The sequence below is a fragment of the Marinomonas rhodophyticola genome (assembly GCF_026113935.1).
Lineage (GTDB): Bacteria > Pseudomonadota > Gammaproteobacteria > Pseudomonadales > Marinomonadaceae > Marinomonas > Marinomonas rhodophyticola.
The window spans coordinates 357,854-376,122 of record NZ_JAPEUL010000006.1 but is presented as its reverse complement, the minus strand read 5'-3'; the positions used below and the strand labels follow the sequence as shown (position 1 = coordinate 376,122).

Here is an 18,269-nt window from a genome sequence, read left to right as displayed (position 1 = left end):
CTATCGTCTACTGTCGCAGATAAGATGACTCTATGCTAAAATCTTGTTCATATTTTATGCGGTTTTATTTAGAAACCTCATTAAACTCAATTAGATAGGCTTTCATGAGCGAAAATAACAAACAAAAAGCAGTACTGTCGGTTACGGAAGACATACGAGCTAAAATCTTGGATGGTACTTATCCTGAAGGAATGGCGCTTTCGCAAGTGGATATTGCCAGTGCTTATCAAGTTAGCCGCACGCCAGTGCGAGAAGCTTTGCAGATATTAGCTGGAGAAGAGTTAGTTGAAATTCGCGATACAGGCAGAGCAACGGTCACGACCATTTCGCCAGAAAGTTTTCTTGAAAAGTGTGAGCTTAGAGCGTTAATTGAAGTGAAGTTACTTGAATTAGCTATTCCGTTGATGGGGCCAGAGGACATTGCGAAAGCCCGTGAAATCAATGAAAGCCTAAAAAAATGTGCTCCTGAGGAATGGACGCCATTAAACTATCAGTTCCATGAAGTCTTATATAAACCTGCCAATCGTCCTTTGATGCAAAACGTGATCAAAGACCTACATCATCGCCATTATGCGCGTTTGAAGTCTTTTATTTTGAGTCACCGTAATACGCCTCGCTCCTTACGTGAGCACGATGAATTGATTGATCGCTGCGAACGTCAGGACATAGAAGGCGCTTGCTATGCGTTGGAAAGTCATATCATGATGAGCGCTTATGCACTGGCTGAACAATTGAAATCTCAGCAATTAAAACGCCGTCAAGCTACCAAGTTGTAACCTTCTGTATTACCTAATTAACACACCTTCTTAAGGTTTTTTCCTGAGAAGGTGGTGATCCCCATGTCTGTTTTTCTCCTATAGATGTTTTTTAAACGTGCCGATTTTCTCTCATTTGGATGGCGTGTGTTCTAAATCATGCAATCAAATTGAATTTTATGTATCCATTTTTTCATTATTGACTATTAATATGTATCCAAAGTATTCTTTGTTTGTCACATCGGAACTCAATATAGGAATTACAACAATGAAAAAACTAATTGCGACTGCGATCATTGGTGCTGGAGTTTTATCTACTAGTGCTTCTGTCTACGCAGCGGACAAGCTAGAAGAAGTAAAAGCACGCGGTGTTATGAAGTGTGGTATCCATCCTGGTAAAGCGGGTTTTTCAACGCCTGATACAAAAGGCAATTGGACTGGACTAGATGTTGAGCTTTGCAAAGCCGTTGCTGCAGCGGTATTTGGCGATGCATCTAAAGTTGAGTTCATTACCATGAACTCTCGTAACCGTCTAACGGCGTTAGTGACAGATGAAATTGATATGTTGGCGCGTTCTACTACCTTCACTGCTACGCGTGATGGTTTGAATGGTGTGGATGTCACCACGCCTTGGTTTTATGACGGCCAAGCTTTGATGGTGAAAAAAGAGCTGGGTGTGAATTCGATTGAAGAATTAGACGGTGCGACTATTTGTACTTACCCAGGTACGACAAGCGAGAAAAACATTAACGACTATTTTGAGTCGCGAGGTTTAAGTTATAAAGCGCTCATCGTAGAAGGAAGTGCTGAATCTACGGCCGCTTATCTAGCGAATCGTTGTGATGCTGTGACCAATGATGCCTCTGCTTTAGCGGCTGATCGTCAAGGTATGCCAGATCCATCGGCAAACGTGATTTTGCCTGAACGTATTTCCAAAGAGCCATTGGGTGCTTATGTAAAACAAGGCAATGACGAATGGCGTCAAGTCGTTACTTGGACAGCAATGGCCTTGATTGAGGCAGAAGAGCAGGGGATCACTCAAGATAACGTTGATGAAAAACTAAACAGTACCAAACCTGACGTGATGCGCTTACTTGGCACAGAAGGCAGTTTGGGCAAGAACTTTGGCTTAGATGATAAATGGGCTTACAACGCCATTAAAGCGGTGGGTAACTACGGCGAAATCTTTGATCGTAACCTCGGTAAGGATTCTTCGCTTAAGTTCGATCGCGGTTTAAATAACCTTTATACCAAGGGCGGTCTGTTATACGCCTATCCGTTCCGTTAATGACCATATCTGCCAGTTTATTCATGAATAAACTGGCTTTTATTATGATCAATACTTTTTAGTTAGCTTAATGGCAGTGGTTTATGCATTCTTTTTTATATAACCGAAAAGTGCGAGATACTCTGATACAGCTCGTATTTTTTGTAGTCATTTGTTTTGGCGCCATGTATTTAGCATTCAATGCTGCGACCAATATGCGTGATGCTGGTTTGACAAGCGGTTTTGATTTTCTTTTTCAGCGCGCAGGCTACGATATTAGCTACAGCTTAATTCATTATGATCCAAAAACCTCTTCGCACCTTATGGCGTGGGCGGCTGGAATGGTCAATACGATTGCGTTTGCTGTCATAGCTATCTTGTTAACGACGGTGCTGGCTTTGTGTTTGGCTATTATGCGTTTGTCACAGAATTTTTTACTGTCTAAGGTCTCTCTTTGCATCGTTGAATATGTTCGCAATGTGCCGATTTTGGTGCATATCTCGGTTTGGTATACCTTATCTTTGACATTACCTGGAGTCCGTCAGGCGTTTAATTTTGGTGATGTATCGTTTCTTTCAAATCGTGGTTTATCCATTCCTAGTGTGGTGTGGAATTATGGCATATTGGCATCATTAGTGTTTGTCACACTATGGGGAATACTGTTTTTTGCTATTAAAAAAAGGATGACGACAACAGGACGCCAATGTCTCTCTATTTTGCTGATGACGATTATTTTGGCTGTGTCGGCAAGCTTAGTTTTTTCGCCTGTTATTAGTTTTAATACACCAAGACTGGTTGGTTTTAACTTCCAACAGGGTTGGACGCTTCCTCCAGAATTTATAATGCTCATTATCGCAGTAAGTACTTACTCTGCAGCACATGGTTCAGAAGTCATTAGAGGAAGTATCTTGGCGATTTCTAAGGGGCAAATGGAAGCCGGTCTAGCGCTTGGTGTAAAGCCCAATATTGTGATGAATAAAGTGATAATCCCTCAAGCCTTGCATTCTATTATTCCACCAATGACGTCTATTTATATCAACGTACTAAAAGCCGCTGCATTGGGTTCGGTGGTTGGCTTTATGGACATTATGGGCACCATGGGTGGCAGTAGTTTAAACATTACCGGTCAAGCCATCGAGTGCATCGTGATTGTTATGGCGAGTTATGGTTTTTTGAACCTGATATTGGCAGCCATTATGGGACGTTTCAACAAAGCTATGCAGTTGAAAGGACGATAAGATGAATCATCAAACAAACATAGAACAAATAATCGGTAAGCCTGTTGAGGCGAGAGCGAAAAAAGCGACGCCTCTCAGCTTTAGCCGAGTTGTTGTGTGGATAAAACGTAATCTTTTCAACACTTGGTTGGACAGTGTGGTGACTTTGTCCATTATTGCACTCTTGTGTTTACTGTTGCCAAAAGCTTTAGATTGGCTGTTTTTCTCCGCCACCTTTAGTGGAACCAGCCGCGCAGATTGTGCACCGAGCGCTGCGTGTTGGATTCCGATCCGGCAATACATGGATTATTACATCTACGGACCTTTTCCTGAGTCTGAGCAATGGCGAGTGAATTCGGCGTTTGCCGTAGGGCTTTTTGCTTTTCCCTTGTTGTTTAGTCAACGAATTCCACAAAAATGGATTGTAGCTTATATCCTTGTTTTGCCAGTTGTACTTTGGTTGTTGCTTAAAGGTGGGTTCATCTTTGAAGATATTTCAACCAGTGCGTTAGGCGGCTTAACGCTGACCTTTTTCTTGGGCATTATTGCTATGTGTTTGTCGTTGCCTGTCTCTATTCTTTTGGCATTAGGTCGACAATCTCAGTTACCCATTTTGCGTTGGGCTTGTACCGGCTATATCGAGCTGATTCGCTCGGTGCCTGTGATTACTTTCTTATTTATGGCGTCTTTAGTGTTGCAGCTTTTTTTGCCAAGTGGTGTGTCTATCGACGTATTGTTCCGAGTCTTGTTTGTGCTGATTTTCGTTTCGGCTGTGTACAAAGCAGAGATCATTCGTGGAGCGATCCAAGCCGTACCAAAAGGCCAAATTGAAGCCTCTTATGCGATGGGCTGTGGCTATTGGAAAACGATGGCGTATGTGGTGATGCCGCAAGCACTACGTAACTCAGTCCCTGCGTTAATCACTAACTTTATCGGTTTATTTAAAGAAACCACCTTGGTGATGATTTTAGGATTATTGGAAGTGATGGGTGCGATTAATGCGACGTTTCATAACGCGGAATGGCTTGGGCTTCATGCAGAAGGTCCGATTGTTATTTCAGCGTTTTTCTTTATCGCTTGTTTCTCTATTGCCCAATATGGCGCGCATCTAGAGCGCCGTATTAAACGCACAAAACATTAATGGGAATACATTATGTCTGAACAAACAGTAGTAAAGCTGGATCAAGTTAACAAATGGTACGGTAAATATCATGCGCTACGTGATATTGATTTAGCGGTCGCCAAAGGCGAAACCATCGTGATTTGCGGACCTTCTGGTTCAGGGAAATCCACCTTGATTCGTTGCCTTAATAATTTAGAGCAACACGACGAAGGCGATATTACTATTTGCGATATCACCATCAGTGACAATGTTAAAGACATCGAGAAAATTCGTCGTCATACGGGGATGGTGTTTCAGCACTTTAATCTTTTCCCCCATATGACGGTGCTAGATAACTGCACCTTTGGCTTACGTCATGTGCTGGGGATGCCTGTGGCACAAGCGAACGATATCGCGCGTGATTTACTTAGTAAGGTGAAAATTGGCGATCAAGAGCAAAAGTATCCTGGTCAATTGTCAGGTGGTCAGCAGCAGCGTGTTGCCATCACCAGAGCGCTAACCATGTCTCCAGACATTATGTTATTTGATGAACCAACCTCCGCACTTGATCCTGAAATGATTTCTGAAGTGCTGGAAATTATGCGCTCATTGTCGAAAGACGGTATGACAATGATTTGTGTGACTCATGAGATGGGCTTTGCCAAAGAATTTGCGGATCGTATTGTCTTTATGGAAGCGGGCAGCGTGATTGAAATATCGCCGCCAAAAGAGTTTTTTGTGAAACCAAAAACAGAACGCGCCAAAGCTTTTCTGGACCAAATATTAGCGCACTGATGGCTTTTGTTATGACATTTTAAAGTTTCTTATCCAACTCGATAAGAAGACAGACCATCTCCTCCCAGGGAACGGTCTTTTTTTGAGGCAATGCGGCTTGGTCTGTATTGCCTCTTTTTTGTCCTGCAGTTTCTCTCAGACGTGAGATACAATAAGCACTCTTGCAACCACACAAACCTATTTCAACGTCATAAAACACACATCTCTAGTGTCTATTCTATAGGTTGTAAGCTGTGCCAGATTACGTGATTAGGCTGAAATAAAATGCCCAGTATATCGAGGAAAGAAGATGTTAAGATTTTTTAAAATCTCTAATGGACTGATTCAAGAGATTTCCAAAGAAGATGAGAATTTTGCCACGTTGCAAAAGGAGGCCAATTGGATCGATGCGGCGGAACCTGATGACGATGAGCGATTACAGCTGAAGGACTTATTAAGAACGGATCTTCCTGAGTCTGATGATGTTGAAGAGATTGAAGCGTCTGCTCGTTGTTTTGTTGATCAAGCGGGCATTCATGTTCACTCGCTATTTTTGAATCAAACGGAAGGTCGCCATAAGACGTCCACCGTCGCTTGTATTTTGCAGCAAGATAGGCTGATTACCATTCGTGAAACAGAATTGGCTGACTTTAGGTTGTTGCGTATGCGTGCGCGCCGAGGCCAAATCATTGTTGATTCAGCGGCGCATTTATTGGTTACCTTGCTTGAGAATAAAGTAGAGAACCACGCTGATACGCTAGAAGACTCTCATCGTCAGTTGGAAGGTGTCAGTCATTTGGTGCTGGAAGATGACGAAACCGAATTGGATACGATTATCGAGAAGCTAGCGCGGCTGGAAGACAGCAATGGAAAAATTCGTCTTTGTTTGATGGATACGCAACGTAATATTTCTTTTCTGCTACGACATTTACCGAATCGCCAAGACTATTCAGAAACACTGCGCGAGGTGATGCGTGACGTTGAAACCTTGATGTCCCATACCACGTTTTTGTTCGATAAAATCAACTTCTTGATGGATTCGACGCAAGGTTTTATTAACATCGAACAGAACAAAATCATCAAGATTTTCTCGATTGCTTCCGTGGTATTTTTGCCGCCAACATTGGTGGCTAGCATTTATGGGATGAACTTTAATATTATGCCCGAGCTCGGCTGGGATTTTGGTTATCCTGCCGCGTTAGGCTTGATGGTGTTTTCAGCTTTTGCGCCTTATTGGTATTTTAAGCATCGTGGTTGGCTCTAGCGCAACGGCCTTCACTGCATTTATCACGCATAATCATGGTGAACGTCCATGATTATGCGCCTTTCTTGAATGATCAGACTTTTCTCCCCTGTTAATACGCCTTGAGCAGCATCTATTTTTTGTATTTGGTAATTACATATTGAAAATGTGGTTGAGAATGACTACCATTTGTCCAATATGTTTTATTCAGCGGAGAGTCTTGTGGAAAATTCAATACAGCAGAAAATAATCGATTTTTTGCAGGTCGGTGGGCCTGTCGTGTGGATTCTGATGGTGTTTTCTATCGTGGCTCTGACCATCGTTTTTTTGAAGCTTTGGCAGCTATCATCATTGCGTGCTGAAAGTCTCAAAACAACCAATGTGGCTTTGGATGCTTGGCGTAACCAAGGCGCGGAAAGTGCGCTTGAAAAGTTAGATGAAAAACGCCCGATTGATGCGCTTGTTGGTTATACCATGCGTGCCTTATTAGCAGCGAACACCAGCGCGGATTTGATTCGTGAAGAAGTGGAGCGTCGAGCGATGAGTCGACTCAATCAGCTTCGTTCCTATCTACGTCCATTGGAAATCATTGCTACCTTGAATCCCATTGTTAGGGTTACTCGGTACAGTATTGGGTATGATTACCGCTTTCCAGCAAATGGAAGGGGCTGGGAATCAAGTGGATCCTTCTGTGTTATCTGGCGGTATTTGGCAGGCACTGTTAACGACTGCTGTGGGTTTGGCGGTAGCGATTCCTGTGGTGACATTACAAAGCTGGTTGGAGCGCAAGGTTGAGCGCATTGCTCACAACATGAACGATGCCGTGACTCAAGTTTTCACTAGCAAAGAAGCGAAGCATTTGGTGGCAAAAGCTACCAAAGAGATGCTGCATGCCGCTTAATCTTTCCCAACCTAAACGTAAGAATGCCATTAGCTTAACGCCACTGATCGATGTGGTGTTCATTCTTTTGCTGTTTTTTATGTTGACCTCGAGCTTTGTGCCTTGGCGTATTGTGGATACTCCTTTGTCTATGACGCCTGACACACAAAAGCCTGTCGAAGAAAAAGACAATCTTATTCTTACCTTGAAGCAAAACGATGATCAGGTTTGGGTGGAGGGGCAAGCCGTTAGTTTTTCCGATCAATCTCGCTTGCAGACACTTGTGGCAGACCATAATGGTGGCATTTTTGTCATCAAGGCGGAAGAGGGCGTTACCTTGCAGACCTTGATGCATCTTGCTGACCGTCTGAAGTTTAATGGTGCAAAAACCGTATCCATTGCGAATGCTTTTGCTATGCCGGAGACGAAATGAAAATAGGCGAAAAATACGCCACAAGAAACGCCGCCAATGATGACAACATGGTGCCGTTGATCAACGTGGTGTTTTTGATGTTGGTGTTCTTTATGGTGGCTGGCCAAATTCAAAAAGCCGATCCTATCGCTGTGATGCCGCCCCATTCTATCAATGACAATCGAGCGGTCACTGACCCCAGTATTGAAATCGTGTTAGGCACAGATGGCAGCTTGTATGTCGATGATGCCTTATTTTCTATTGATGATGTGCAAGCTTATTTGGAGCAGCAATTTGCTTCAGCACCGGACAAAGAAGCTTTTTGGGTACAAATTAAAGCAGATGGCAGTATTTCATTAGAGAAGTTACGTCCAGTGTTTAATCAAGTTCGGTTAGCAGGATTGACTAAGGTGAGTTTGGCAACACAATTAGAGCGAGGAAAAGAATGATTTCCACGCGACACTGGGTGATTGCAGGTAGTTTAGCAATATCACTCCATGCAGGGGCTTTTTATGCGGTTTTTTATAGCCCGACAGAGGGTAGTCAAGCGATTGGTTCTCAGGGTATTGAGTTTGATCTTGGTATGCTAGGCGATCTCGGTGCTGCAGCGCAAACAACGGCTGCGCAAGAAGAAGTCAAAGAAACCGAAGACGTTATGGAAGAGCCTATTGAAGAAGTTCAGCCAGAAGTCGAACCTGAGGTCGTTGAAGAGCCGGAGGTTATTGAAGAGCCGGTGATTGAGCCTGAGCCTGAAGTGATTGAAGAGCCTGTGGTAGAACCAGAAGTGATTCAGGAGCCAGAGCCTGTAGTGGTCAAGCAAAAATCGCCTATTGAAGTAAAAAAACCTGAGCCTAAGCCAAAACCAAAACCTGAGCCTAAACCAGAACCGAAACCAGAACCGAAACCAGAACCGAAACCAGAACCAAAACCTAAGCCAGAACCAAAACCTGAGCCAAAACCGCAGCCTGAATCGAACAAACAAGAGCAATCTGTGGTGAAGGCCGCTTCTCCGCAAGTTGCCCCACCTTCTATGGCGAACCGAAAGGTCACAACAGGTAGTGGTAATGCGGCGAGTAGTGGTGGTAACCCGGCGCTAAGGCAAGTTATTTTACTCAGCTAAAATCGGTATTGGCACAAAATAAACGTTACCCAAGAGCCTCTCGTCGCCGCAATGAAGAGGGCGTGGTTTCCTTATCGTTTGTGGCCCATGCCGATGGCTCGGTGTCGGATGTGATGATTACAGAAAGCTCAGGACACAAACGCTTAGATGATGCGGTGTTAGATATGATTAAACGTTCAACACCATTACCGAAATTTCCTAAAGACATGACGGAAACCGAACTCAAGATAAACCTTCCCGTTTCCTTTAAGTTAAGTGACCTTATGTGATGGTTTTTAGTGAAACCTAGCCAAATGGAAAACGCCGTACTGGGTGATGACAGTACGGCGTTTTGTTATTGAAAGGATGTGTTTATTTAGCAATCAACTTTTCGGGTATCGGATTCTTCGGTAGCAGCAACCAAACCTTGCCAAAGTGTTTTAGCTGGCCTGCATGGAAGTGGGCTTCTTCGCCTATGCCCTGATACCAATCAATATGTCCCGGTCCTTTAATAGCACCGCCTTTGTCTTGTGCGAGTAATAGACGAAAATCATGCCCTATTAAGTTACCATAATGGTCTAGTTTAGGGACTTGAGCCAATAAAATGGACCCAAGCGGGATGACATTTGGATCAACCGCCGCAGAATAAAGCGGAGTTAATGGCACGTTTGCGGCGCCAACAGGGTTTTGTGGACCTTCGCTAAAAAACAAATAGCTTGGGTTAGTCGATAAAATCTCCCTATTGCGCTCAGGATGGTCGCTTAGCCATTGGCGAATACTTTGCGCTGAAATATCGGCCTTATCAATCTCACCTTTTTCAATGAGCACTTTTCCTAAACTACGATAAGCGTGGCCGTTCACTCCACCCCAAGATAAGAGTTTACGCTCGCCATTTTCATATTCAATAACGCCAGAGCCTTGTACATGTAGGAAAAAATTGTCGACCAAACTTGCGGTGTAAGCGATCTCTAAACCTTGTCCAGCGAGGGCGTTTTCAAAGTCGATTTCTTCACGGGAAGGAAATCTTCCTTCTGCATTTCGTTGGGTCGGCTTACGATAAAGTGGATAACGGTATACGTCATCTGGTTGATGACGCACTGGCAAAATGGGAACGTAATAGCCGGTGATCTGTACATTGCCTCTTTTATCTTGTCCTGCTAACTGGTGAGCTATCAATTTCGGTTGCTGGGTTGGATTGCGCAGCCAGTTGTCTATTTCTTGGGCAACGAGTCTTAAGTCGGCGACACTGGTTTGGGTGTTTTCTAGTAAATAATCTTTGTCTTTTATGCGATTTAAATACTTGATTTGCTGTGCTAAGCCACTTTGAAAGCTTTTGTCTGGATAAGGTAATCCTGGTGGAAGGCTTTCTTTTAGATATAGGGTGTCACGTTTCAATGCGGTGACGTCTCGACCATTATTCTCAAAGTCATTGGAGTGGTCAATCTCCGTTAAACTGCAGCTAGCCAGTAAGGTGAATGACGCTAGACAAAGAGGACGAAGGTTTAAAGAGAGTAATCGAGAAGGTTGAAGAGACTGAAAAAAAGAGGAAAAAGTCATAGGCCTGTTTCTATAAAATGAATCAATGAAGTAATAAAAGGTCGTGTTTTGACCACAAATGATGAGCGAGGTTCATCTTGAATTTTTATAGAAATGAAAGCAATCACAGAAAGAGAGCTTTACACTTAAAAGACGGGTTTTGTTCTACTGGGGAACCTTTTAGAACATCAGGTACTCATAGGCCTGTCTTAGACCGATGAAAACATCTTGGTCGCCGCCTCGATCTGGGTGGTGCTTTTGGGCCAACTTTCGGTAGTGTTGTTTAATGGTCGCTTTGGTTGGATTAGTGCTGTCGATTTGCAGTGTTTTAAGAGCCGAGTCTCGGTTGCCAGGTAAACTAATACCCTTATAGAAACTGTTAAGAAGACGAGAGACCTCATCAGCATCGGTTTTTTCGTATTCACTCCAATCTAGATAGTAGGCCGCCAGTTTTGCATCTGCGCTGTCGCTTAACGTGGTATTCTGCGAGAGATTGATGTGCGTGGCACTGAGTAACTGAATGCGCATCGCATTGATGCTAAGGGTTAAGCTTTCCTCTTGCCAGAGGCTACTTTGTAATTGATATAAGGCATTCATGATAAGAAAGTGTTGGCGAAAAAGTTGCAAGTTCGCATCGTCGGCCAACTGACGAAATTCGGGTAACTGATCTTTCAGTGTCTTGAGAATATCAAATTCACTGATGCCGCTAGGATGCGTTTTTAAAATCGCGAGAATAGGACCAACTAAGGGATTTTTCATATTAAGCTCTTATTGGTTTAGTGTTATTTCATACAGTGTATGTGATGACAGCAAAAAGGGTCAAAGTTGAGCGGAATATTTTTTGTTAACTTGGGTAGTTAAAAGACTTATTTATGTTGTGGATTATCGGAATTGTCATCGCACTTTTACTCTTGGTTGGACCAAGTGCTTGGGTAAAATACACCTTGAAGCGCTATTCTACCGAGCGTAACGACCTGCCTGGAACGGGCGGAGAACTGGCAACGCACTTGGTGAAACGCTTTGAGCTTAATGAGGTCAAAGTGGAAGCAACGCAAGAAGGCCATGACCATTTCGATTTTGGTCAACATGTTGTTCGTCTAAGTCCTAGTGTATTAAATGGTCGCTCGCTCACCGCTGTTGCGGTAGCGGCTCACGAAGTCGGTCACGCCATTGCCCACGAAAAGAAACAAAAAATCTCCCACCTTAGCACGCGTTATTTACCTTTAGCGCACATGGCGAGACGCATCACCGCAGGTTTATTGTTAGGCTGGCCAGCTATCACGCTGTTGCTGCATTTGCCTTACGCTGTGCCGCTGCACGCGTTGGTGGTTGGGTTATCTGGTCTGTTGGCCGTATTAGTGCAAGTCGCCATTCTGCCCGAAGAATGGGACGCCAGCTTTAACAAAGCCTTACCCATCCTTGCCGAAGGTAACTACATCCCACAGGAAGACCTACCCAAAGTGAAGAAGATCCTCACGGCCTGCGCCATGACCTACGTCGCCGCTGCACTCATCAAAGTCCTCTTCGTTTGGCGCTGGTTTAAGCGTTAGCACTTTGAGTTTCTATTTGAATCGAACCAAACGGCGTTTTTCCTCACTTGCTAACTCAAGAAAAGTACGCCTGTCTCATCAAAACGCCGTTTGGTTCTTACTGAGTTTAAGCCTATGGCGCGTAGGTCGGATGAGGGAGGTACGACCGTGATCCGACATATCCGGTCCTTTACACGCTCAAAGTGGATAAACAACTGTCACAAAAAAGGCATGAACTTCGCATAAAATCGTCTTACTATGAAAACTGACTTTTTGGTTAGTATTTTTTGATACGCAAGATGACTGTATGAATGGAGTATTTTCATGACGTTTTTTGTTCCTAAGGGCGCGACATTTTTCGCCTCTTCTTTGCTTTTTGCGGCGATGGCGCAGGCTTCTACTATTGACTTGCGGGTCATGGAAACTACGGATATTCACATGAATTTGGTGGATTACGATTACTACGGCGATAAGCAAAGTGACGCGGTGGGTTTGTCCCGTGTGGCGACCTTGATCAAGGCGGCCCGTGCAGAGGTTGCAAACTCTGTGTTGGTGGATAATGGTGACTTATTACAGGGCACGCCGCTGGGCGATTATGTGGCAAAAGGTCGCGTGTTGCGCTTCGGTGAAACTCACCCAGCTTTTAAAGCCATGAACCTCATGGATTACGATGTGGGTAACGTTGGTAACCATGAATTTAACTACGGTTTAGACTTTTTAATGAAAAGTTTGAGTGGCGCGAACTTCCCTTACGTTAACTCGAATGTCTACGTGGACGATGGCGACAACGATGCGTCTAATGACCAGCCTTACTTCCAGCCTTACATTATCAAAGACAAAACCTTCGTCGATTCTGACGGCAATAAACAATCGGTCAAAATAGGTTATATTGGCTTTGTGCCACCTCAAATTATGACGTGGGATAAAGACAACTTAACCCATAAAGTCATTGCCAAGGACATCATCGAAACCGCCAATAAATATGTACCAGAAATGAAGGCTAAGGGCGCGGATGTGATCATCGCGATCCCACACAGTGGCATGATGAACTCCCCTTATTTAAAAGGCGAAGAAAACGCCACATACCATTTGGCGAAAGTAGACGGCATCGACGCTATTTTGTTTGGTCATTCCCACCGTATCTTCCCTGGCGACAAGGCATTAGCTGAGTTTGAAGGCGTGGATGGTGACAAAGGCACCGTATTTGGCAAGCCTGCGACTATGCCGGGTTTTTGGGGTTCTCACCTTGGGGTGATTGATTTAACGCTTGAACCTGCGGGTAATGGTTGGAAAGTTGCCGATGGCAAAGCGGAAGTGCGTGCTATTGCACGTCGCGAAGGCCGTGACACGGTGGCTTTAGTGGAAGCCGACGCGAGTATTAATGACGCAGTGAAAACCGAACACGAAGGTACTTTGGAGTATATGCGTCGTAAAGTGGGTGAATCTACCGCTGACATCAATAGCTTCTTTGCACTGGTGCAAGATGATCCTTCTATTCAAATCGTCAATAATGCGCAGATTTGGTACGTGGAGAATATTGTTCGTGGTACGTCTTATGAAGGCTTGCCTATCTTGTCTGCGGCAGCGCCTTTTAAAGCCGGTGGTCGTGGTGGCCCAGAGTATTACACCGATGTGCCAAAAGGTGACATCGCATTGAAAAACGTCAGTGACTTGTACATTTACCCTAACGATTTAAAAGTGGTGAAACTGACGGGTGCGCAAGTAGTGGAGTGGCTAGAAGCGGCGGCGGGTCAATTTAATCAGATCGATCCCTATTCAACCGAGCCACAACAGTTGGTGAATGCGTCTTTCCCAACTTATAACTTTGATGTGATTGACGGCATTTCCTATAAGATAGATGTCACCCAACCGGCACGCTATAACAGCGATGGGGAAGTAATCAATCAAGATGCCCACCGCATCACTCATGTTATGTTTAATGGCGAAGCGCTTCGTCCGAAAGATGAGTTTTTAGTGGCAACCAACAATTATCGCGCAGGCGGTGGCGGTCACTTCCCGAACTTGAATGGCGACACCATTGTCATTGACGCACCCGATAAGAACCGTGACGTCGTTGCGAACTACTTGCTAAGCCAGGCGGTTATTAACCCAGCAGCAGATGGGAACTGGTCCTTTACGGGATTTGGTAAAGCAAACGTTTTGTTTACTACGGCGCCAAAAGCAAAAGAAGCTGCGGCTAAAAATATGATGTATAAGTCTTTAGACGAAAATGGCTTTGCTATCTTTGAGTTGAAATAGTTCAGTTGCAATAGTCTACAAATCCATACTTGGTTTTTCTTTAGCTAGAGCGTTAAATGCTTACATGGAAGTAAGCGTTTGACATTAATACGTTACTTTGGACCAAGGTGTGAAATGACGTTCAGGATTGTTTGACCTGTATCGATAGCTATACCTACACCGCAAAAGTGTATGAATTGTTACCTAATCGTAATGGAATTGACTTATGACGTTTAAAAAGAAAATATTAGCAATTCTACTTTTAGTGGGTTTTCTTCCTGTTTTAATTTCTTCGGCAGTGGCGGTTTATTTCTCATCAGACGCTTTAATCAAAATGGGCAATAATCAATTAATGTCGTTAAGAGAAACCAAAAAACAATCTGTCGTAGCGTATCTTGAGACCTTATCAAATGGGCTTTCTTTGTTAGCGGAAAACCCTTCTGTCGTGCGTATGTTGCCTATTTTGGAAAATACTTATAATCGGCTAAAAGCCATTCCCGTTGATGATAATAAACTTGGTGAGTTAAATCGTTTTTATCAAACAGAATTCGCCTCAAGGCTGCCGGAAAACGAGACGGCGAGCTTTCAATCTAGCTCTCTAACGTCTCAGATGTCGCCTGCCGCCATTGCTTTGCAATATGCCTACATAGCGAATAACCCTCACTCTGTAGGAGAAAAAGATAAAGCGTTAACATCGGACGATATTCCAGCTTACGACGGTTTCCATCAAAGTATTCACCCCTATTTGCAAAAAGTGCAGCAAGAGTTTGGTTTCTATGATGTTTTTTTGGTGTCGTTAGACGGTGATGTTATTTACACCGTGTTTAAAGAGGTGGATTTTGGCACCTCTTTAAAAACTGGCCCTTTTAAAAGTTCTGGTCTAGCAATGGCTTATCAAAAGGCGTTGTCATCAGATGGTGTCACGTTTACCGATTTTTCTTTGTATTTGCCGTCTTACCAAGCACCAGCAGGCTTTTTATCAACACCGGTTTATCGAGAAGGAAAGCAGATAGGGATTGTGATCGCACAATTTCCAATTGATGCGTTGAATCAGATCATGTCACAGAATATTGGTCTGAGCATGACGGGTGAAACCTATTTAATGGGTGAGGATGGAAAGATGCGTTCAGATTCTATCCTTGATCCAGAATCTCACTCTGTTCTGGCATCGTTTCGTTATCCAGATCGAGGCCGAGTTGATACCCTTGCTTTGACTGAAGGTAGTCAAGGCATTTCAAATACGCAACTTAGTAAAAACTATAAGGGCGACGCGGTGCTGTCTTCTTATGCACCATTTGAATATAAGGACTTGAAATGGATTTTGACAGCAGAAATGAGTGAAGCGGAAGCGTTAGCCAGTGTAAACAAGCTCAATTATGCTTTTCTAATATTGGCGATTGTTATCGGTATCTGTGTGGTGTTCATCGCTTTGTGGGTAGCGCGAGCGGTATTGGCCCCTCTTGGAGCAGAGCCTAAAGAAATGCAGCGAATTGCAGAAAAAATTGCCGCTGGAGATCTATCACTTCATTTTAGTGATACCGCATCAGCATCTAGCGTGTATGGTGCGATGCGAAGCATGTCGAATAATCTTAATGAGTTGATTCAACAAGTAAAAAATAGCGCTGTATCTCAATCTGCTTCTTCTCGTGAACTCGCTACTATCTCTGAGCAGGCTAGTGCTAACGTGCAGTCTCAGCACACGAGCACAACAGAAATTGGTAACTCGATGCAGCAGATGGCCATTTCTGTGACAGATGTTGCGCGTAATATTCAAGAGGCAGCCAGTGCAGCAGAAGACGCCAAACAGCGGGTGAGCGAGAGTCAGCAAGAGCTATTAAATGCTGTTAACGATATGACGCAAGTGACGGAGGAAGTGCACAAAGCACGTGTTACCGTAGATACACTAAATCAACGTACGGAAGACATCTCTAAAGTCGTGGTGACTATTCAGGGGATTTCTGATCAGACCAATTTACTTGCTTTGAATGCCGCGATTGAAGCTGCCCGTGCCGGTGAGTCTGGTCGTGGTTTCGCGGTAGTTGCCGATGAAGTGAGGAGTTTGGCATCAAACACTCAAAAAGAAACTGAGCAAATTGCGGACATCATTCGCCGCTTACAAACAGAGGCATTAGCCGCTCAAAAGATGCTGCATGCTTGTGTGGATTACGTACAAAAAGTATCGGGTGCAGCCAGTCATACAGCACAGTCGCTTGAGGATGCGGTCCATTATGTCGATAACGTCAGTAATATGATGGAACAAATCGCCAGTGCTTCGGAAGAGCAGGGCGTGGTTGCCAATGAGATAAGCGGGAACGTTGAAATTGTCACCAAAGCTTCCTCACAGAATGAGAAGACCATCGCTGAAATATCAAAATCGAGCGATGATATGGCAAAACTATCGGCGAATCTTGAACGTATTATTAGTCGCTTTAAGCTCGGTTGAATAAATACTGGTGATTTTAGTTCGCTAAAAAGTTCATAAAAAGCCAAGTTGAGAAAGACGTCAACTTGGCTTTTTTTATCTCATAATCTCTTAGGTGATTACCGCTGTTTGGTTGCGTATTCAGGGTGAATCCAAACTGGCGCGTCGAGTTTTGGTAGTGGTGCTTTGCCAAGGATCATGTCGGCGGCTTTTTCGGCCACCATGATGGTGGGAGCGTTCAAGTTACCATTGGTGATGGTAGGGAACACGGAGGAATCCACCACACGTAGGTTCTGCAAACCACGCACTTGGCATTGCTCGTTAAGTACGGCCATCGGGTCGTTGTCGTCGCCCATCTTACAAGTACAAGAAGGGTGGTAAGCGCTTTCCACGTTTTTCTTTACCCATTGGTCGATCTGCTCGTCGCTTTGGATATCCATACCCGGTTGAATTTCTTCACCGCGGTATTCGTCCAAGGCAGACTGTTGCAGCACTTCACGGGTTAAGCGAATGGTATCGCGCCAATCCTGTTTGTCTTGTTCAGTGGTGATGTAGTTGAACAAGATACGAGGTTTGGCTGCTGGATCAGACGACTCAATCCATAATTTACCACGGCTTTCTGGTTTGTTTGGGCCAACGTGTACTTGGAAACCGTGACCTTTAACCGCGGCTTTGCCATCGTAGCGCATGGCCGCTGGCAAGAAGTGGTACTGAATATTTGGCCACTTGAGTCCAGCACGAGAGCGGATGAAACCACAGGATTCAAAATGGTTAGTCGCACCTAAGCCCGTTTTGAACAAGATCCAGCGCGTGCCGATTAGGCCTTTGCTGATCAAATCCAACTTGCTGTTTAAGCTTACAGGTTGCTTGCAGTAGTATTGGAAGTAGACTTCCAAATGGTCTTGCAAGTTTTCGCCCACGCCAGGCAGCTCATGCAGTACAGGCACGCCTGCTTTTTCCAACACCTCTTTTGAAGTTCCACGCCAGACAGTTGCAATAGTTGTGGTGAACCCACAGAACCTGCCGAAAGGATCACTTCCTTATTGGCGCTCACTTGTTGCACTTGTCCGTTTTTACTGAACTCAACACCCGTCGCGACTTTGCCGTCAAATAAAACTTTATGGCTAAGCACGCCTGTTTTTACGGTGAGGTTCGGACGTGACATGGCTCGACGCAAGTAGGCATTAGAGGTTGATGCACGTACACCATTTTTGACCGTCATGTGCATGGGGCCAAAGCCTTCTTGGCGGAAACCGTTGTAGTCATCGGTTTGACCGTAGCCTGCTTGTTCGCCTGCTTTGATGAAGGCGTTATAAAGCGGGTTGTACGTCATGTCGTTGCCGTTATTGGTCGACAATGGGCCTTCGCCGCCACGGTAGAGTGTTGCGCCGTCTTTCCATGTTTCGGCTTTTTTGAAGTAGGGGAGGCAAGACTGGTAATTCCAACCTTTGGCGCCTTTTTCTTCCCATTCATCAAAGTCGCAGGCATGACCACGAACATACACCATGCCGTTGATGGAAGACGAACCACCCAGTACTTTACCGCGTGGACAATGCATTTCACGATCATCCAGCCCGGTTCTTTTTCCGTGTGGAATTGCCACGCGTACTTGTCGGTATTCATTGGGTAAGATAACGCCGTTGGCATTTGGATAAAGATGCTCTTATCCGAGCCACCCATTTCCAGCAACAGAACCTTGTTCTCACCGCTTTCTGTCAGTCGGTCCGCCAGCACACAGCCTGCGGAGCCAGCACCAACGATAATGTAATCGTATGTTTCGTTTGCCATGTCTACT

At 44.5% G+C, this 18,269-nt stretch carries 16 protein-coding genes and 2 pseudogenes; 15 read left to right on the top strand and 3 right to left on the bottom strand.

The annotated features are described in order from the left end of the window. Positions 1 to 104 precede the first annotated feature (104 nt). The 12 genes and pseudogenes from ONZ52_RS07750 to ONZ52_RS07695 all read left to right on the top strand — a co-directional run bounded on the left by ONZ52_RS07750 (position 105) and on the right by ONZ52_RS07695 (position 9,039). Positions 105 to 776 (top strand): GntR family transcriptional regulator, encoded by a 672-nt coding sequence (locus ONZ52_RS07750; RefSeq protein WP_265218080.1) that lies wholly within the window; start codon positions 105 to 107, stop codon positions 774 to 776. Positions 777 to 1,023: 247 nt separating this feature from the next. Next, positions 1,024 to 2,043 (top strand): amino acid ABC transporter substrate-binding protein, encoded by a 1,020-nt coding sequence (locus ONZ52_RS07745; protein WP_265218079.1) that lies wholly within the window; start codon positions 1,024 to 1,026, stop codon positions 2,041 to 2,043. A gap of 83 nt (positions 2,044 to 2,126) precedes the next feature. Next, on the top strand, positions 2,127 to 3,260 hold the full coding sequence (locus tag ONZ52_RS07740; RefSeq protein ID WP_265218078.1) for an amino acid ABC transporter permease: 1,134 nt from the start codon (positions 2,127 to 2,129) through the stop codon (positions 3,258 to 3,260). Position 3,261: 1 nt separating this feature from the next. Continuing rightward, entirely contained in the window at positions 3,262 to 4,380 is a 1,119-nt protein-coding gene (locus tag ONZ52_RS07735; RefSeq protein ID WP_265218077.1) for an amino acid ABC transporter permease, read from the top strand. A gap of 12 nt (positions 4,381 to 4,392) precedes the next feature. Then, the gene (locus ONZ52_RS07730) at positions 4,393 to 5,136 is read left to right on the top strand and encodes an amino acid ABC transporter ATP-binding protein (protein WP_265218076.1); all 744 of its coding nucleotides are present in this window, start codon (positions 4,393 to 4,395) and stop codon (positions 5,134 to 5,136) included. Between the two features lie 289 nt (positions 5,137 to 5,425). Then, positions 5,426 to 6,379, top strand: a complete 954-nt coding sequence (corA, locus tag ONZ52_RS07725; protein WP_265218075.1) for a magnesium/cobalt transporter CorA — start codon at positions 5,426 to 5,428, stop codon at positions 6,377 to 6,379. Positions 6,380 to 6,995: 616 nt separating this feature from the next. Beyond that, positions 6,996 to 7,115 (top strand): annotated as a pseudogene (locus tag ONZ52_RS07720) (MotA/TolQ/ExbB proton channel family protein); the annotation flags it as partial. Continuing rightward, complete coding sequence (locus tag ONZ52_RS07715; protein ID WP_265218195.1) at positions 7,116 to 7,259, top strand: hypothetical protein; 144 nt, start codon at positions 7,116 to 7,118, stop codon at positions 7,257 to 7,259. Further along, positions 7,249 to 7,671, top strand: a complete 423-nt coding sequence (locus tag ONZ52_RS07710) for an ExbD/TolR family protein (protein ID WP_265218074.1) — start codon at positions 7,249 to 7,251, stop codon at positions 7,669 to 7,671. Before ONZ52_RS07715 ends, ONZ52_RS07710 begins: the two co-directional genes overlap by 11 nt. Next, on the top strand, positions 7,668 to 8,099 hold the full coding sequence (locus tag ONZ52_RS07705) for an ExbD/TolR family protein (RefSeq protein ID WP_265218073.1): 432 nt from the start codon (positions 7,668 to 7,670) through the stop codon (positions 8,097 to 8,099). Before ONZ52_RS07710 ends, ONZ52_RS07705 begins: the two co-directional genes overlap by 4 nt. Next, on the top strand, positions 8,096 to 8,770 hold the full coding sequence (locus tag ONZ52_RS07700) for a hypothetical protein (protein WP_265218072.1): 675 nt from the start codon (positions 8,096 to 8,098) through the stop codon (positions 8,768 to 8,770). The genes ONZ52_RS07705 and ONZ52_RS07700 overlap by 4 nt, the downstream gene beginning before the upstream one ends. Positions 8,771 to 8,778: 8 nt before the next feature. Beyond that, positions 8,779 to 9,039: an energy transducer TonB gene (locus tag ONZ52_RS07695; RefSeq protein ID WP_265218071.1), complete on the top strand. Its 261-nt coding sequence runs from the start codon at positions 8,779 to 8,781 to the stop codon at positions 9,037 to 9,039. 82 nt (positions 9,040 to 9,121) lie between these two features. Here the strand turns inward: ONZ52_RS07695 and mltA are convergent, their stop codons facing one another. Further along, positions 9,122 to 10,306 carry a murein transglycosylase A gene (mltA, locus tag ONZ52_RS07690; RefSeq protein WP_265218070.1) on the bottom strand — a complete coding sequence of 395 codons (1,185 nt, stop codon included), beginning with the start codon at positions 10,304 to 10,306 and terminating at the stop codon, positions 9,122 to 9,124. 159 nt (positions 10,307 to 10,465) lie between these two features. Continuing rightward, positions 10,466 to 11,044 (bottom strand): DNA-J related domain-containing protein, encoded by a 579-nt coding sequence (locus tag ONZ52_RS07685; RefSeq protein WP_265218069.1) that lies wholly within the window; start codon positions 11,042 to 11,044, stop codon positions 10,466 to 10,468. A gap of 113 nt (positions 11,045 to 11,157) precedes the next feature. Here ONZ52_RS07685 and ONZ52_RS07680 point away from each other — a divergent pair, with 113 nt between their 5' ends. The 3 genes from ONZ52_RS07680 to ONZ52_RS07670 all read left to right on the top strand — a co-directional run bounded on the left by ONZ52_RS07680 (position 11,158) and on the right by ONZ52_RS07670 (position 16,495). Continuing rightward, entirely contained in the window at positions 11,158 to 11,835 is a 678-nt protein-coding gene (locus ONZ52_RS07680; protein WP_265218068.1) for a zinc metallopeptidase, read from the top strand. Between the two features lie 303 nt (positions 11,836 to 12,138). Then, on the top strand, positions 12,139 to 14,073 hold the full coding sequence (locus tag ONZ52_RS07675) for a bifunctional 2',3'-cyclic-nucleotide 2'-phosphodiesterase/3'-nucleotidase (protein ID WP_265218067.1): 1,935 nt from the start codon (positions 12,139 to 12,141) through the stop codon (positions 14,071 to 14,073). A 205-nt stretch (positions 14,074 to 14,278) separates the two neighbouring features. Then, entirely contained in the window at positions 14,279 to 16,495 is a 2,217-nt protein-coding gene (locus tag ONZ52_RS07670) for a methyl-accepting chemotaxis protein (protein ID WP_265218066.1), read from the top strand. A gap of 98 nt (positions 16,496 to 16,593) precedes the next feature. Here the strand turns inward: ONZ52_RS07670 and betA are convergent. Further along, positions 16,594 to 18,262 (bottom strand): annotated as a pseudogene (gene betA / locus ONZ52_RS07665) (choline dehydrogenase). Between the last annotated feature and the right edge of the window lie 7 nt (positions 18,263 to 18,269).

Bases quoted from the DNA above. Each gene is read 5' to 3' on its own strand.
- ONZ52_RS07750 (WP_265218080.1), top strand. From the start codon at position 105: ATGAGCGAAAATAACAAACAAAAAGCAGTACTGTCGGTTACGGAAGAC.
- ONZ52_RS07745 (WP_265218079.1), top strand. From the start codon at position 1,024: ATGAAAAAACTAATTGCGACTGCGATCATTGGTGCTGGAGTTTTATCT.
- ONZ52_RS07740 (WP_265218078.1), top strand. From the start codon at position 2,127: ATGCATTCTTTTTTATATAACCGAAAAGTGCGAGATACTCTGATACAG.
- ONZ52_RS07735 (WP_265218077.1), top strand. From the start codon at position 3,262: ATGAATCATCAAACAAACATAGAACAAATAATCGGTAAGCCTGTTGAG.
- ONZ52_RS07730 (WP_265218076.1), top strand. From the start codon at position 4,393: ATGTCTGAACAAACAGTAGTAAAGCTGGATCAAGTTAACAAATGGTAC.
- corA (WP_265218075.1), top strand. From the start codon at position 5,426: ATGTTAAGATTTTTTAAAATCTCTAATGGACTGATTCAAGAGATTTCC.
- ONZ52_RS07710 (WP_265218074.1), top strand. From the start codon at position 7,249: ATGCCGCTTAATCTTTCCCAACCTAAACGTAAGAATGCCATTAGCTTA.
- ONZ52_RS07705 (WP_265218073.1), top strand. From the start codon at position 7,668: ATGAAAATAGGCGAAAAATACGCCACAAGAAACGCCGCCAATGATGAC.
- ONZ52_RS07700 (WP_265218072.1), top strand. From the start codon at position 8,096: ATGATTTCCACGCGACACTGGGTGATTGCAGGTAGTTTAGCAATATCA.
- mltA (WP_265218070.1), bottom strand. From the start codon at position 10,306: ATGACTTTTTCCTCTTTTTTTCAGTCTCTTCAACCTTCTCGATTACTC.
- ONZ52_RS07685 (WP_265218069.1), bottom strand. From the start codon at position 11,044: ATGAAAAATCCCTTAGTTGGTCCTATTCTCGCGATTTTAAAAACGCAT.
- ONZ52_RS07680 (WP_265218068.1), top strand. From the start codon at position 11,158: ATGTTGTGGATTATCGGAATTGTCATCGCACTTTTACTCTTGGTTGGA.
- ONZ52_RS07675 (WP_265218067.1), top strand. From the start codon at position 12,139: ATGACGTTTTTTGTTCCTAAGGGCGCGACATTTTTCGCCTCTTCTTTG.
- ONZ52_RS07670 (WP_265218066.1), top strand. From the start codon at position 14,279: ATGACGTTTAAAAAGAAAATATTAGCAATTCTACTTTTAGTGGGTTTT.